This is a genomic window from Pantoea coffeiphila, assembly GCF_016909495.1.
Taxonomy (GTDB): Bacteria; Pseudomonadota; Gammaproteobacteria; order Enterobacterales; family Enterobacteriaceae; genus Erwinia; species Erwinia coffeiphila.
Window position 1 is genome coordinate 350,070 of record NZ_JAFBFW010000005.1, and the last position, 13,618, is coordinate 363,687.

General features: G+C 53.7%; 10 protein-coding genes. 9 read left to right on the plus strand and 1 reads right to left on the minus strand.

Annotated features, from left to right (window positions below; genetic code table 11):
* Positions 1 to 415 precede the first annotated feature (415 nt).
* The 3 genes from dapB (at position 416) to carB (ending at position 6,094) form a co-directional block, all read left to right on the plus strand.
* Entirely contained in the window at positions 416 to 1,237 is an 822-nt protein-coding gene (dapB, locus tag JOE09_RS17890) for a 4-hydroxy-tetrahydrodipicolinate reductase (protein ID WP_205066691.1), read from the plus strand.
* A gap of 466 nt (positions 1,238 to 1,703) precedes the next feature.
* The gene (gene carA / locus JOE09_RS17895; RefSeq protein ID WP_234471977.1) at positions 1,704 to 2,852 is read left to right on the plus strand and encodes a glutamine-hydrolyzing carbamoyl-phosphate synthase small subunit; all 1,149 of its coding nucleotides are present in this window, start codon (positions 1,704 to 1,706) and stop codon (positions 2,850 to 2,852) included.
* 17 nt (positions 2,853 to 2,869) lie between these two features.
* Complete coding sequence (gene carB / locus JOE09_RS17900) at positions 2,870 to 6,094, plus strand: carbamoyl-phosphate synthase large subunit (protein ID WP_205066692.1); 3,225 nt, start codon at positions 2,870 to 2,872, stop codon at positions 6,092 to 6,094.
* 158 nt (positions 6,095 to 6,252) lie between these two features.
* Here the strand turns inward: carB and JOE09_RS17905 are convergent, their stop codons facing one another.
* A complete protein-coding gene (locus JOE09_RS17905) occupies positions 6,253 to 8,121 on the minus strand; it encodes a filamentous hemagglutinin N-terminal domain-containing protein (RefSeq protein WP_205066693.1) in 1,869 nt (622 codons plus the stop codon).
* 497 nt (positions 8,122 to 8,618) lie between these two features.
* Between JOE09_RS17905 and JOE09_RS17910 the strand changes: the two genes are divergently transcribed.
* Genes JOE09_RS17910 through JOE09_RS17930 form a run of 6 tightly spaced genes read left to right on the plus strand, consistent with a single transcriptional unit; the run spans position 8,619 to position 13,617 of the window.
* Complete coding sequence (locus JOE09_RS17910) at positions 8,619 to 9,338, plus strand: FadR/GntR family transcriptional regulator (RefSeq protein WP_205066694.1); 720 nt, start codon at positions 8,619 to 8,621, stop codon at positions 9,336 to 9,338.
* The gene (locus JOE09_RS17915; protein WP_200545149.1) at positions 9,319 to 10,476 is read left to right on the plus strand and encodes a PLP-dependent transferase; all 1,158 of its coding nucleotides are present in this window, start codon (positions 9,319 to 9,321) and stop codon (positions 10,474 to 10,476) included. Before JOE09_RS17910 ends, JOE09_RS17915 begins: the two co-directional genes overlap by 20 nt.
* A 43-nt stretch (positions 10,477 to 10,519) precedes the next feature.
* Positions 10,520 to 11,803 (plus strand): ABC transporter substrate-binding protein, encoded by a 1,284-nt coding sequence (locus JOE09_RS17920; protein ID WP_239553159.1) that lies wholly within the window; start codon positions 10,520 to 10,522, stop codon positions 11,801 to 11,803.
* A 42-nt stretch (positions 11,804 to 11,845) separates the two neighbouring features.
* Positions 11,846 to 12,511: a carbohydrate ABC transporter permease gene (locus JOE09_RS26325; RefSeq protein WP_275584433.1), complete on the plus strand. Its 666-nt coding sequence runs from the start codon at positions 11,846 to 11,848 to the stop codon at positions 12,509 to 12,511.
* The gene (locus JOE09_RS26330; protein WP_275584434.1) at positions 12,456 to 12,779 is read left to right on the plus strand and encodes a carbohydrate ABC transporter permease; all 324 of its coding nucleotides are present in this window, start codon (positions 12,456 to 12,458) and stop codon (positions 12,777 to 12,779) included. The genes JOE09_RS26325 and JOE09_RS26330 overlap by 56 nt, the downstream gene beginning before the upstream one ends.
* Positions 12,780 to 12,789: 10 nt before the next feature.
* The gene (locus tag JOE09_RS17930; RefSeq protein WP_205066695.1) at positions 12,790 to 13,617 is read left to right on the plus strand and encodes a carbohydrate ABC transporter permease; all 828 of its coding nucleotides are present in this window, start codon (positions 12,790 to 12,792) and stop codon (positions 13,615 to 13,617) included.
* The last annotated feature ends 1 nt before the right edge of the window (position 13,618 follow it).

Below are 13,618 nucleotides of genomic sequence, written 5' to 3' on the forward strand. Positions count from 1 at the left end.
TTGGTGTCAGGTGAAGTTGGTGCAGGGATGCACCATCTTCACCGGTCCGACAGGCCGGATGCCGTAGCCGAAGGCACCGCAACGCGGCGCGAGGACCGCCCGGAAGCCGCAGAGGCTGTTCCCCCAAGCCAAAGTCATCAGCGACATCAATACCCATTTCGGCATAAGCCAGGCTGTCCCCCCAAGCCAAAGCATAGCGACATCAATACCCATTTCGGCATAAGCCAGTCTGTCCCCCAACCCAAATCCATCAGCGACAGCCTCTCCCCGATCCGCCATAAATCTGTTTTACTGATAATCTGCGCCAGCTGGCGTAAAATTCTAATTATGTGGTTTTAATTGTGGCGCAGAGGTTAACGCGTGGTTAATCTGTATGCGCTTTGCATGCATAGAAATCTGTCAGGAATGAATAATTATGAGTAACGCAGAAATCCGTATCGCCGTTGTGGGAGCCGCAGGGCGTATGGGGCGTCAGCTGATTCAGGCTGCTGTTCAGGCTGAAGGTGCACGTCTGGGGGCCGCCGTGGTGCGTGCCGGATCTTCCCTCGTGGGCAGCGATGCCGGTGAACTGGCGGGTTGTGGCATACAGGGCGTGAAGATCAGCGACAGCCTGGATGCGGTGGTCAACGACTTCGACGTATTGATCGACTTCACCCGCCCGGAAGCGACGCTGAACTATCTGGAATTTTGCCGCCAGCATAAAAAAGCGATGGTGATTGGTACTACCGGCTTTGATGACGCCGGAAAAGCCGCAATCAAAGCCGCTGCGGAAGATATCGGTATCGTGTTTGCCGCCAACTTCAGCGTCGGTGTGAATTTGGTGCTCAAGCTGCTGGAAAAAGCGGCCAAAGTCATGGGTGAGTACGCGGATATCGAAATTGTTGAGGCGCATCACCGCCATAAAGTCGATGCTCCTTCCGGCACGGCGCTGGCAATGGGTGAGGCGATTGCCGATGCCATGGACTGGGATCTGAATGAGCACGCGGTTTATGCCCGTGAAGGGATCACCGGGGAACGTAAGGCGCAGACCATCGGTTTTGCCACCGTCCGTGCAGGCGATATCGTCGGTGAGCATACCGCGATGTTTGCAGATATCGGCGAGCGCGTAGAGATTACCCACAAGGCTTCCAGCCGCATGACCTTTGCTAATGGCGCGGTTAAGGCAGGATTATGGTTGGGTGCGCATAAATCAGGTCTTTTTGACATGAGAAGTGTGCTTAATCTTGATGATTTGTAAGTGTTGTAAACCATCGTGATGTGGTTATTTCAATCATAAGTTTATGATTGGGCGGGCAATAATTTTATTGCCCTTTTTATTTTTTAAAAATGACATTTTTTTGTAATTTACAGCCTGTAAGTCTTATAAAGTTAACTTTAACTATCATTCATCCTCCTTTTTATAAGATTTTTGACCATTTGGTCCACTTTTTTACGTCCCCGCATCCATTTTTATGCATTCACTGGCAGGCAACCGATTTTATTGCCAGGATATGTGATGTTTTCAGCGTTAATCTTCTTATAAACCAACCAGTGAGTTAAAAAGTGAAGAAAAAGTGCCTCGCAGGGTAGACATTCGCGAGGGCGATCATTAGAATGCGCGCAATTTGCCAAAAACTGAGCAGTCAGGCAGTTTTTGCATTGATTCGGCTCTATTTCTGAATTAATATGCAGATATTGTGACTGTTTATTCCCTGGAGGATGTTTTGATTAAGTCAGCGCTCTTGGTTCTGGAAGACGGAACCCAATTCCACGGTCGGGCCATCGGGGCAACCGGATCGGCAGTGGGAGAAGTTGTTTTCAACACTTCAATGACCGGTTATCAAGAAATCCTCACTGATCCTTCCTATTCCCGCCAAATCGTTACTCTTACTTATCCCCATATCGGCAATGTCGGCACCAACTCAGCTGACGCAGAATCTACTCAGGTACATGCACAGGGTCTGGTGATCCGTGACTTACCGCTGATTGCCAGCAACTATCGCAATGAAGAAGGGCTGACCGACTATCTGGTCCGCAACAACATTGTCGCTATTGCCGATATCGATACGCGTAAGCTGACTCGTCTGCTGCGCGAAAAAGGGGCGCAGAACGGCTGCATTATTGCCGGAGATGCACTGGACGCTGCTGTGGCGCTGGAAAAAGCGAAAGCCTTCCCTGGCCTGAAAGGCATGGACCTGGCGAAAGAAGTGACCACACCGGAAGCCTACAGCTGGCTGCAGGGTAGCTGGACGCTGGAAGGCGACCTGCCTGCGGCGAAAGCGGAAGGTGAACTGCCGTTCCACGTAGTGGCCTACGATTACGGCGTGAAGCGCAATATTCTACGTATGCTGGTGGATCGCGGCTGCCGCCTGACCGTGGTACCTGCACAGACTCCGGCTGAAGACGTATTAAAGCTGAACCCGGACGGTATTTTCCTCTCCAATGGCCCTGGTGACCCGGAGCCGTGCGACTACGCCATCAGCGCGATTAAGCGTTTTCTGGAGACCGACATCCCGGTATTCGGCATCTGCCTCGGTCACCAGCTGCTGGCGCTGGCCAGCGGTGCAAAAACCGTGAAGATGAAACTTGGCCACCACGGCGGCAACCACCCGGTGAAAGATCACGATAAGAACACCGTGATGATTACCGCCCAGAACCACGGCTTTGCCGTTGATGACAGCAACCTGCCTGCGAATCTGCGCGTGACGCATACCTCACTGTTTGACCACACGGTCCAGGGTATTCACCGCACGGATAAAGCGGCTTTCAGCTTCCAGGGTCACCCTGAAGCCAGCCCGGGCCCGCACGATGCAGCCCCCCTGTTCGATCACTTTATCGAACTGATTGAAGCTTACCGTTCCAGCGCGAAATAAGGTCAGGAGAGAGAGCAATGCCAAAACGTACAGACATAAAAAGTATCCTGATCATTGGCGCAGGTCCTATCGTTATCGGTCAGGCCTGTGAGTTTGACTATTCCGGTGCGCAGGCGTGTAAGGCACTGCGTGAAGAGGGCTACCGCGTTATCCTGGTGAACTCTAACCCGGCGACCATTATGACCGACCCGGATATGGCCGATGCGACCTACATCGAGCCGATTAACTGGGAAGTGGTGCGTAAAATCATCGAAAAAGAGCGCCCGGATGCCGTGCTGCCAACCATGGGCGGCCAGACCGCGCTAAACTGCGCGCTGGAGCTGGAGCGCCGTGGCGTGCTCGAAGAGTTCGGTGTGACCATGATTGGTGCTACCGCTGATGCGATTGATAAAGCCGAAGATCGTCGCCGCTTCGACGTGGCGATGAAAAGCATCGGCCTGGACACCGCGCGTTCCGGTATCGCACACAATATGGAAGAAGCGCTGGCGGTTGCCGCCGACGTGGGCTTCCCGTGCATCATTCGCCCTTCCTTCACCATGGGCGGCACCGGCGGCGGTATCGCCTACAACCGCGAAGAGTTCGAAGAGATCTGCGAACGCGGTCTGGATCTGTCGCCAACCAACGAGCTGCTGATTGATGAGTCGCTGATTGGCTGGAAAGAGTACGAGATGGAAGTGGTGCGTGATAAAAACGACAACTGCATCATCGTCTGCTCAATTGAAAACTTCGATGCCATGGGCATCCACACCGGTGACTCGATTACCGTTGCGCCAGCACAGACGCTGACCGACAAAGAGTACCAGATCATGCGTAACGCCTCGCTGGCGGTACTGCGTGAAATCGGCGTGGAAACCGGTGGCTCCAACGTGCAGTTCTCCGTTAACCCGGAAAACGGCCGCCTGATCGTTATCGAAATGAACCCGCGCGTATCACGCTCTTCCGCGCTGGCATCGAAAGCAACCGGCTTCCCGATTGCTAAAATCGCCGCCAAGCTGGCGGTGGGCTTCACCCTCGATGAGCTGACCAACGATATTACCGGCGGCCTGACCCCGGCATCGTTCGAACCGTCCATCGACTACGTGGTGACCAAGATCCCACGCTTCAACTTCGAGAAATTTGCCGGTGCTAACGACCGTCTGACCACCCAGATGAAATCCGTGGGTGAAGTGATGGCGATTGGCCGCACGCTGCAGGAATCCATGCAGAAAGCACTGCGCGGTCTGGAAGTGGGCGCGAACGGCTTCGACCCGAAAGTTGACCTTAACGATGCCGAAGCGATGACCATCATTCGTCGCGAGCTGAAAGATGCCGGTTCAGACCGTATCTGGTACATCGCCGACGCCTTCCGCGCCGGAATGACCGTGGAAGATGTCTTCGCGCTGACCAACGTGGATCGCTGGTTCCTGGTGCAGATTGAAGAGCTGGTTCAGCTGGAGCAGCAGGTAGCGAAAGTCGGTCTGAACGGCCTGACCTACGACTTCCTGCGCACCCTGAAGCGTAAAGGCTTTGCCGATGCGCGCCTGGCAGCGGTTGCCGGTGTGACCGAATCAGAAATTCGTAAACTGCGCGAGCAGCACAACCTGCACCCGGTGTACAAACGTGTGGATACCTGTGCGGCCGAATTCTCGACCGACACCGCCTACATGTACTCCACCTATGAAGAAGAGTGCGAAGCGAACCCGAACCAGGATCGCGACAAAATCATGGTGCTGGGCGGCGGTCCAAACCGTATCGGCCAGGGTATCGAATTCGACTACTGCTGCGTTCACGCCTCGCTGGCGCTGCGCGAAGACGGTTTCGAAACCATCATGGTGAACTGTAACCCGGAAACCGTCTCCACCGACTACGACACCTCAGATCGTCTGTACTTCGAGCCGGTAACGCTGGAAGACGTGCTGGAAATCGTGCGCATCGAGAAGCCGAAAGGCGTTATCGTGCAGTACGGCGGCCAGACTCCGCTGAAGCTGGCGCGTGCGCTGGAAGCGGCAGGCGTGCCGGTTATCGGTACCAGCCCGGATGCGATTGACCGTGCTGAAGACCGTGAGCGTTTCCAGCAGGCGGTTGACCGCCTGGCGCTGAAACAGCCAGCTAACGCCACTGTGACCACCATCGAAATGGCGGTAGAGAAAGCGGCCACCATCGGCTATCCGCTGGTTGTGCGTCCTTCCTACGTACTGGGCGGCCGGGCGATGGAAATCGTTTACGACGAAATCGACCTGAAGCGCTACTTCACCACGGCGGTGTCCGTTTCTAACGATGCACCGGTGCTGCTGGACCGCTTCCTGGATGACGCGGTAGAAGTCGACGTGGATGCGATCTGCGACGGTGAGCAGGTGCTGATTGGCGGCATTATGGAACATATCGAACAGGCTGGCGTTCACTCCGGTGACTCCGCCTGCTCCCTGCCGGCCTACACGCTGAGCAAGGAAATTCAGGATGTGATGCGTCAGCAGGTTGAGAAACTGGCCTTCGAGCTGGGCGTACGCGGTCTGATGAACGTGCAGTTTGCGGTGAAGGATAACGAAGTTTACCTGATTGAGGTGAACCCACGTGCCGCTCGTACCGTGCCGTTCGTCTCCAAAGCCACCAGCGTGCCGCTGGCGAAAGTGGCCGCGCGCGTGATGGCCGGTAAAACGCTGGCTGAGCAGGGCGTGACCGAAGAAATTATCCCGCCGTACTTCTCGGTGAAAGAAGTGGTGCTGCCGTTCAACAAGTTCCAGGGCGTGGACCCTATCCTTGGCCCGGAAATGCGTTCTACCGGTGAAGTGATGGGCGTAGGCCGCACCTTCGCTGAAGCCTTCAGCAAAGCGATGCTGGGCGCGCAGAGCAACATGAAGAAGAGCGGCCGTGCGCTGCTGTCGGTTCGTGAAGGCGATAAGAAACGTATCGTTGAGCTGGCGCGTCGTCTGCTGGGCTTCGGCTTTGAGCTGGATGCCACCGACGGCACCGCAGCGGTGCTGAAGGCTGCCGGTATCGAAGTGCGTCGCGTCAACAAGGTGCATGAAGGCCGTCCGCACATTCAGGACCGCGTGAAGAACGGTGAGTACGTGTACATCGTCAACACCACCGCAGGGCGTCAGGCGATTGAAGACTCCAAGCTGATCCGCCGCAGTGCGCTGCAGTATAAAGTGCACTACGACACCACGCTGAACGGTGCTTTCGCCACCACCAACTCGCTAAACGCCAGCGCGATCGACCAGGTTATCTCGGTGCAGGAAATGCACGCGCAGATTAACGGCTGATTCTGATTACTGCGGTAATCGGCCACGGTAGCTAAGATCGTTTTACTAAAAAACAGAGGGGAATGTTGAAAAACATTCCCCTCTGTCATGAGTTAGCCACCGCTAATGACGATACCTTCGGACTAAATTATCCTTCAGTGCTGCGCCATGAACTTGTGTTACTCATAAGGCGTTTGGGTAACTTTACCGTAAGTATAGCCTTTATTATAATATTCGTTGCTGGAAATATTTAAACCACCGTAGGCAATCACATTTCCAATATTCGCAATTTGCGGTGCGCGTAAGGTTGTTTTTTGTCCGCTTAGAATACTTGCATTTTTATAATTGAAAATTTGCTCAGACATTGACAGGTTGATGTTTCCCGCACTATTTATAACGTTATGGTTATCCAATAAGTCAGCATTAAAATCAATGCTTTTCCCGGCGGAGATAACGCCGTAATTCTCTATGAAATGCATGTTATTGATACTGATTTCGTTTGCGGCATTCATAGTTCCATTGTTCGTGATGTAACCGGGGTAATATCTTGCTGATTTATTGAAGACAATATCGTTATCGGCATCGATTTTGGTGTTTTTAGTGAAGGTTCCGGCTTTTTTTACATTGATTATGATATCTTTTCCTTTAATGAGGGTTTCAGTTAGTCCCAGATTATTGCTATCGAGACCAAACATATCCGCATTAAGGATAACGTCTTTTTCAACCGCATAAAGAACGGAGTTATCAAGGCTGAGACGATCGTTTGATGCAAGGGATATTGTTCCTGTCTCAGATGTAATAATGCTGTTTAAAGAGTTTAATGTTGAGTTTGCATTAAGGTTAACATCCGACTTACCTTGTATTCCTCCCTGGCCCATAAATTCATTGTCGTCATCATGAGCTTGATAGTTATCACTGTATTTATTTTGAATGTTGTCTGCGACAATGCTGACTTCATTTCCATAGAATAATCCTGAGTTATTATTTAGATTAATGCTATTTGTAAGAAGTAATCCTTGGTTGACAATGCGCCCCTTCTCGTTATTGATACTATTTTCTGCGAGCAAAGTGATATCGCCTGTTGAGGATGATATTGAACCAGCATTATTGTTGATATCTTTCGCGATCAGCTGCATATTACCGCTATTGGTTTTTATCGTTCCACTATTGCTGATAGCACCATTACTGTTAATGTGAAGCTCAGTATTTGCAGAAATCAGCCCTTTATTATTGACGCCAACATCCTGTCCTCCGGATATTAGAGTGATCTTATTTGCATACATCCCTCCGAGGCGAGAAACATCAACGCCAACCTCTGGAAGCATCGTGTTAACACCAGATGTGCCTGTATTAACGAGTTTACCGTTCTCAAACGGGACGTTTTCATTTACACCGGTATTGATCTGCAGGTCGCTTGCTTTAAGGTCAGCATTGATTTTTACCGTTCTGGCCAGAAGAGTTGTAAAATCTGCTTTATCGTTCATACCTCTACCGGTAACTGTAATTGTACCATTACTGACGTTAACACCGGTAAGATTGCTGTTTTCAACGATGGGTTTTCCCGTCGTTAGCGTTGCGCTCTTAGTATTAACAAAACCGCAACCATCACAAGTAATACCGGCGGGGTTAGAAATAATGACATTTGCTTTTTCCCCGGCAACCTCAACCAATCCTTTTAACTGACTTGCACGATTTTGAGTTACCTCATTAATAATTAAAGACGCCGAACCATTGGCCATGTTTTTATTTCCAGAAACATTCCCTGCTACCGTGGTGGCAGACGTTTTTGCACTGTTATTCAGTACCACTCCGCTTTGAGTAACATCAAATTGAGTAAATTTGTTGTGGGATATTCCACCATTGGAGGCTGAATTAATGTTTACGGTAATGGAACCATTTGAGTTGGCTTTAATGGTAGGAATATTACCTTGATTGAGATCTGAAATAACCGCTGCGTGAGCAGGGATGGCCTGCAAACATATCATGCCTATCGCTAAATATAATGGTGTTGTTTTAGCTTTTAAATGTGTTTTTTTATTTTTCATCATGATGTTTTAATTGCTTCCATTCATTGTTTATTGCTTCGTTTTTTGTGTGTTTTATATTTTCAATTGTGCTGAAAATATCGGGCGTTATTCTGCGTGCTTAGATTTTATTATGAAATAGTAATTTAATTATTTATGTGTTTTTTTCTGTTTTATTATCATCTTAGCTGGTGTCAAATAAATTATTATCTTTCCGAAAGTATCAAATAACATGACGAATTTGTCAGTCAATGGTTTTTATAAATTTTTTATATTGGATGGTTTTATGATTTTTGATCCGCAGAGTGTTATTAGAACAAATGTTAAGCTGTCAGATAAATAAGAGCCTGCCCTACTGTCGTTCACTTCCTGCGCCATCAAGATAAATTTTGCACCCTCTTTACTCAGAGCTTTTTCTTATTTTTAAAATTAAACGCCGTGAATCAATACGTTAATTCTTTGGCATCAAATTTGCAGTACTTCTGACAGGTTGAGTTGTTGGACCAATTTCAGGAGGCAGCATGTCATTAGTTCCCGCCGCACTGGCACCGATAGCCGTACAGCACAGCGATGTGCTGGTGCTCGATGCGCTGACGCGCTATGTGGCGCAGTCAGGCATGCAGATCGGCGAGCGCCTGCCGCCGGAGCGGGTGCTGGCGGAGCAGCTTGCCGTTAGCCGCAACACGGTGCGCGAAGCGCTGAAACGCTGGGAAACGCTGGGCATTATCGTGCGGCGCAAGGGCAGCGGCACCTTTCTGCAGGCCGAAGTCACCAGCAATGACAGTTTTCTGTCGCTGCGCTTCAAAAACGACTCACAAAACATGCTGCACGCGCTGGAGGTCCGCCGAATTATCGAGGCCGAATCCTGCTCACTGGCGGCGATACGCGCCACGGAAAATGACCTGCGGCTGATTGAACAGCGGCTGCTGGAGATGGAGCGCGTACACCTGGCCGTCGGTTCCGCCGGGGCGGAGGACTGGCTATTTCACTCCAGTATTTATCAGGCGGCGCACAACCCGCTGTTACTGCATATGGTGGTGGGGCTGTACGACACCCTGCACGCCTTCTTTGAATCCCCGCCCGAACAGGCGCTGTTCAGTGACTCTTTCCCGCTGCATCGCACGCTGTTTGAGGCCATACAGCAGCGCGATGCCGATGAGGCAAAGCGCGTCAGCCATCTGATTCTCGACATAACCGAACGTGACATGAAGGACGTGATCCATGCAGCCAGAAAAGCGTAGTGACCAGACCCAGTTAACCCACGATGCCCGTCATGATAAAGGAGCCGTATCGCCGCCGATTTACCAGTCCTCGCTGTTCAGCTTCAGCGACTACGACAGCATGATTGCCCGCTTCCGTGGCGACAGCGACCAGCCGCTCTATTCCCGCGTGGATAACCCGACGGTGAAAGAGCTGCAGGAAAAGGTGGCGAAGCTGGAGCAGGGGGAAGCCTGCCTGGCATTCAGCAGCGGCATGGCGGCGATCAGCAACGCCATTCTCAGCGTGGTATCGCCCGGTGACAAAGTGGTGTGTATCAATCACGTCTACCCGGATACCTATCGTTTTCTGCGCGGCTTCTGCCAGCGCTTCCGTATTCGCAGCGAATTTGTCGACGGTGAGTCGCTCGAGTCGGTTAAAGCGGCGCTGTCCGGCGCGAAACTGCTGTATCTGGAAAGCCCGAGCAGCTGGGTGATGGGCGAGCAGGACCTGCGTTCGCTGGCCGAACTGGCGCAGTCGATGGGCGTCACCACCATTATCGACAACAGCTGGGCGTCTCCGCTGTATCAAAAACCGCTGACGCTGGGCATCGATATCGTGGTGCATTCCGCCTCGAAATATATCAGCGGCCACAGCGATGTGGTTGCCGGGCTGGTGATTGCCAGCCGCGAGCGCATTGCCGCTATCACCAGCGGGGTCAGCCCGTTCCTCGGCGGCAAGCTGTCGGCCAACGAAGCCTGGCTGCTGATCCGCGGCCTGCGTACGCTGCCGCTGCGTATGCGTCAGCATCAGGAGAGCGCATTGAGCATTGCCCGGCAGCTGCTGGCGCACCCGCAGGTCACCCGCGTTTATCACCCCGGTCTTGAACCGCTGCCTTCCTCCGCCCTCAGCGGCTACAGCGGGCTGTTTGCCTTCGAACTGGATGAGTCGGTGGATATTCCCCGCTTCTGTAATGCGCTTGGCCTGTTCCATATGGGCGTGAGCTGGGGCGGTTTTGAAAGCCTGGTGATGCCGGCGATTTCGGTGCTCAACCAGGCAGGAGAGTTTAATTCCGCTCGCGATTTTGGCGTATCGCCCCGCGTGGTGCGCGTCTCTATCGGTCTGGAAGAGACGGAAGAGTTGTGGCTCGACTTGCAGCAGGCGATTGCCGCCGCACGCTAAACCCCGCCCGGCGGGACATTTCATCTAACCAGAGGTCATCATCATGCAACATCCTATGCGCGCTTTGTTATGCCAGTGCGTGGTCGCCGCCCTGGGAATGGGTGCTGCGGTCTTAAGCCAGGCCGCCACCAAACTGACGCTGGTAGAGGTGATCACCAGCCCGGCAAGGACCGCCGTTTTGCAGGAGATGCTGACGGATTACAAGAAACAGCATCCGGGAACGGAAATCGAGGTGATCTCGCTGCCGTGGGGCCAGGCGTTTGAAAAGCTGGGCACCATGCTGCAAAGCGGCCAGGTGCCGGACGTAGTGGAGATGCCGGATACCTGGCAGGGGCTGTATGCCAGCAACAACATGCTGGAAGACCTGGAGCCGCAGCTGAAAAGCTGGCCTGCCACGCCGCAGCTGACCGACAAGGCGCTGGCGATGGCGCGTGCCGCCAACGGTAAAGCGACGATGATCCCTTACGGCTTCTATCTGCGCGCGATGTTCTGGAACAAGAAACTGTTCCAGCAGGCGGGCCTGAGCGAAGCGCCGAAAACCATGGATGAGTTTGTGGCCGATGCGAAGAAAATAAGCGCACTGGGCAACGGCATCAGCGGCTACTGCATGCGCGGCGGTGTGGGCGGCACCAACGCCTGGATGATGTTTATGGCGGCGATGAACGGCTCGCCGGACTTCTTCGATAAGCAGGGTAACAGCACGCTGACCCAGCCCGGAGCGCTGAAGGGGGCGCAGCTGCTGGTAGATATGTACCAGAGCGGCGGCGCACCGAAGGACAGCGTGAACTGGGGCTTTAACGAGATCGTTTCCGGCTTCTATTCCGGTAAATGCGCGATGCTCGATCAGGACCCGGATGCGCTGATCGCCATCAAAAATAGCATGCCTGCCGAGGACTTTGCCGTAGCACCGATGCCGGTTGGCCCGTCGGGCAAAGCCTTCCCGACCATTGGCTACACAGGCTGGTCGGTGTTCAAACAGGCGAAGCAGAAGGATCAATCCTGGCAGCTGATTCAGTTCCTCAGCAGCGAGTCAAACAACCTCACCTGGTCGAAGTTCGTCGGTACGCTGCCGATCTACAAGGGGGCGGAAAACGATCCTTACTACCACTCACCGCAGTTTGCCGGCTGGTTTGCCGAGCTGAACAGCCCGAACTATGTGCCGCTGACCATGCCGACGCATCTGAAAGGGTGGGGCTACTTTAACTCAGTGATTGTGAAGGAAAGCTCGCAGGAAACCCTGCTGGATCAGAACGATACGGAATCCATGGTCAAGGACTGGGCGAAATACCTGACGAAAGAGCAGAAGGCCTGGCTGGCCACGCAATAACAGTGACTCCCGCTCAGGCGGGAGCCTTTACGGAGACGCCCTATGATGCTTGATACCCCCGCTGGCCGCGTCGCCAGCGCCCCGCGCTTTGCTCGCCTGCGCATGCTGGCCGAACCATGGCTTTATCTCACCCCGACGCTGGTGCTGATCGGGCTATTTATTTTTGTGCCGATGATGATCGGCATTTCCTACGCCTTCCAGAATATTCAGCTGCTGAATCCGATGGACAGCGGCTGGGTTGGCCTGGATAACTTCCGTCAGATGTTTGACGATCGGCGCTTCTTTAAGGCGCTGGGCCATACCGTGAACTGGACGCTGACCTCGCTGGCGCTGCAGTTCGCGCTGGGCCTGGGGCTGGCGCTGCTGCTGAACCGCGAGTTCCCTCTGCGGCGCTGGGCGCAGGCGCTGGTGTTTCTGCCGTGGGCGGTACCGGCATTTTTATCCGGCCTGACCTGGTCGTGGCTGCTTAACCCGGTAATCGGTATTTTGCCGCACTGGCTGGTGGATCTGCACGTGCTCAGCGAGCCGTACAATATCCTCTCCGATCCGCAGCTGGCGCTGTACGGACCGGTGATCGCCAACGTCTGGTTTGGCATTCCTTTTTTTGCCATCACCCTGCTTGCTGCCTTGCAGTCTATCCCGAAGGATCTCTATGAAGCCGCGTCGATGGACGGTGCCAGCGGCTGGCAGCAGCTGGCAGCAGTTTAAGCGCGTTACGCTGCCGTTCCTGGCTCCGATGATCGCGATTACCGTCATGCTGCGAACCATCTGGATCGCCAACTTTGCCGATCTGATCGTGGTGATGACCGACGGCGGCCCCGCAGGTTCCACCTCGATCCTCTCCAGCTACATCTTTACCACCGCCTACCGCAAGCTGGACTTCGGCTATGCCTCGGCGATGGCGGTATTCCTGCTGGTGCTGATGACCTGCTACGCGCTGGTGCTGCTGCGCATTCGCCAGCGTCTGTTGAAATAAGGAGGCGACGATGAGTGCTCTGCTACGTTTGATTGGCCATCGTGCCGGTATCCTGTGTTATCTGTTATTTGCGCTGTTCCCGCTGTACTGGGTGATCAAAATTTCGCTGACCCCGGACGCGCTGCTGTTCAGCGAGGGCGTCCGGCTGTGGCCGGCGTCGCTGACCCTCGACCACTTCCGCCGGGTGCTGGTGGAGAGTGACTTCCCGACCTTCTTCACCAACAGTCTGATTGTTTCGTTCGGTACCGCCGCGCTGTCCACGGTGGTAGCGGCTGCGGCGGGCTATGCGTTTTCCCGCTTTGGCTTTCGCGGCAAAACGGTGATGGCTGCGGCGCTGCTGTTTACCCAGATGTTCCCACTGGTGATGATCCTGGCACCGATTTATAAGGTGATGGCGCCGCTGGGGCTGACCAATAGCCTGCTGGGGTTGATCCTGGTTTACAGCGCGTTCAACGTGCCGTTTGCCACGTTTCTGATGCAGTCGTTTTTTGATGCGATCCCGAAAGATCTGGAAGAGTCCGCGATGCTGGAAGGCTGCACCCGCTTCCAGGCGCTGTATCGTGTGCTGATGCCGCTGACCCTGCCGGGGATGGCCGCTACGCTGGGGTTTGTCTTTACCGCAGCCTGGAGCGAACTGCTCTTCTCGCTGATGCTGATTAATAAAAACGAAGTGATGACCTTCCCGGTCGGGCTGCTGAGCTTCGTGTCTAAATTCGCCGTTTCCTGGGGAGATATGATGGCCGCCGCGGTGCTGGCGCTGATCCCCGCCTGTCTGTTTTTCGCCTTCATTCAGCGCTACCTGATCCAGGGGCTGACGGCTGGCGCGGTAAAAGGATAAT

Bases quoted from the DNA above. Each gene is read 5' to 3' on its own strand.
- dapB (WP_205066691.1), top strand. From the start codon at position 416: ATGAGTAACGCAGAAATCCGTATCGCCGTTGTGGGAGCCGCAGGGCGT.
- carB (WP_205066692.1), top strand. From the start codon at position 2,870: ATGCCAAAACGTACAGACATAAAAAGTATCCTGATCATTGGCGCAGGT.
- JOE09_RS17905 (WP_205066693.1), bottom strand. From the start codon at position 8,121: ATGATGAAAAATAAAAAAACACATTTAAAAGCTAAAACAACACCATTA.
- JOE09_RS17910 (WP_205066694.1), top strand. From the start codon at position 8,619: ATGTCATTAGTTCCCGCCGCACTGGCACCGATAGCCGTACAGCACAGC.
- JOE09_RS17915 (WP_200545149.1), top strand. From the start codon at position 9,319: ATGCAGCCAGAAAAGCGTAGTGACCAGACCCAGTTAACCCACGATGCC.
- JOE09_RS17920 (WP_239553159.1), top strand. From the start codon at position 10,520: ATGCAACATCCTATGCGCGCTTTGTTATGCCAGTGCGTGGTCGCCGCC.
- JOE09_RS26325 (WP_275584433.1), top strand. From the start codon at position 11,846: ATGATGCTTGATACCCCCGCTGGCCGCGTCGCCAGCGCCCCGCGCTTT.
- JOE09_RS26330 (WP_275584434.1), top strand. From the start codon at position 12,456: ATGAAGCCGCGTCGATGGACGGTGCCAGCGGCTGGCAGCAGCTGGCAG.
- JOE09_RS17930 (WP_205066695.1), top strand. From the start codon at position 12,790: ATGAGTGCTCTGCTACGTTTGATTGGCCATCGTGCCGGTATCCTGTGT.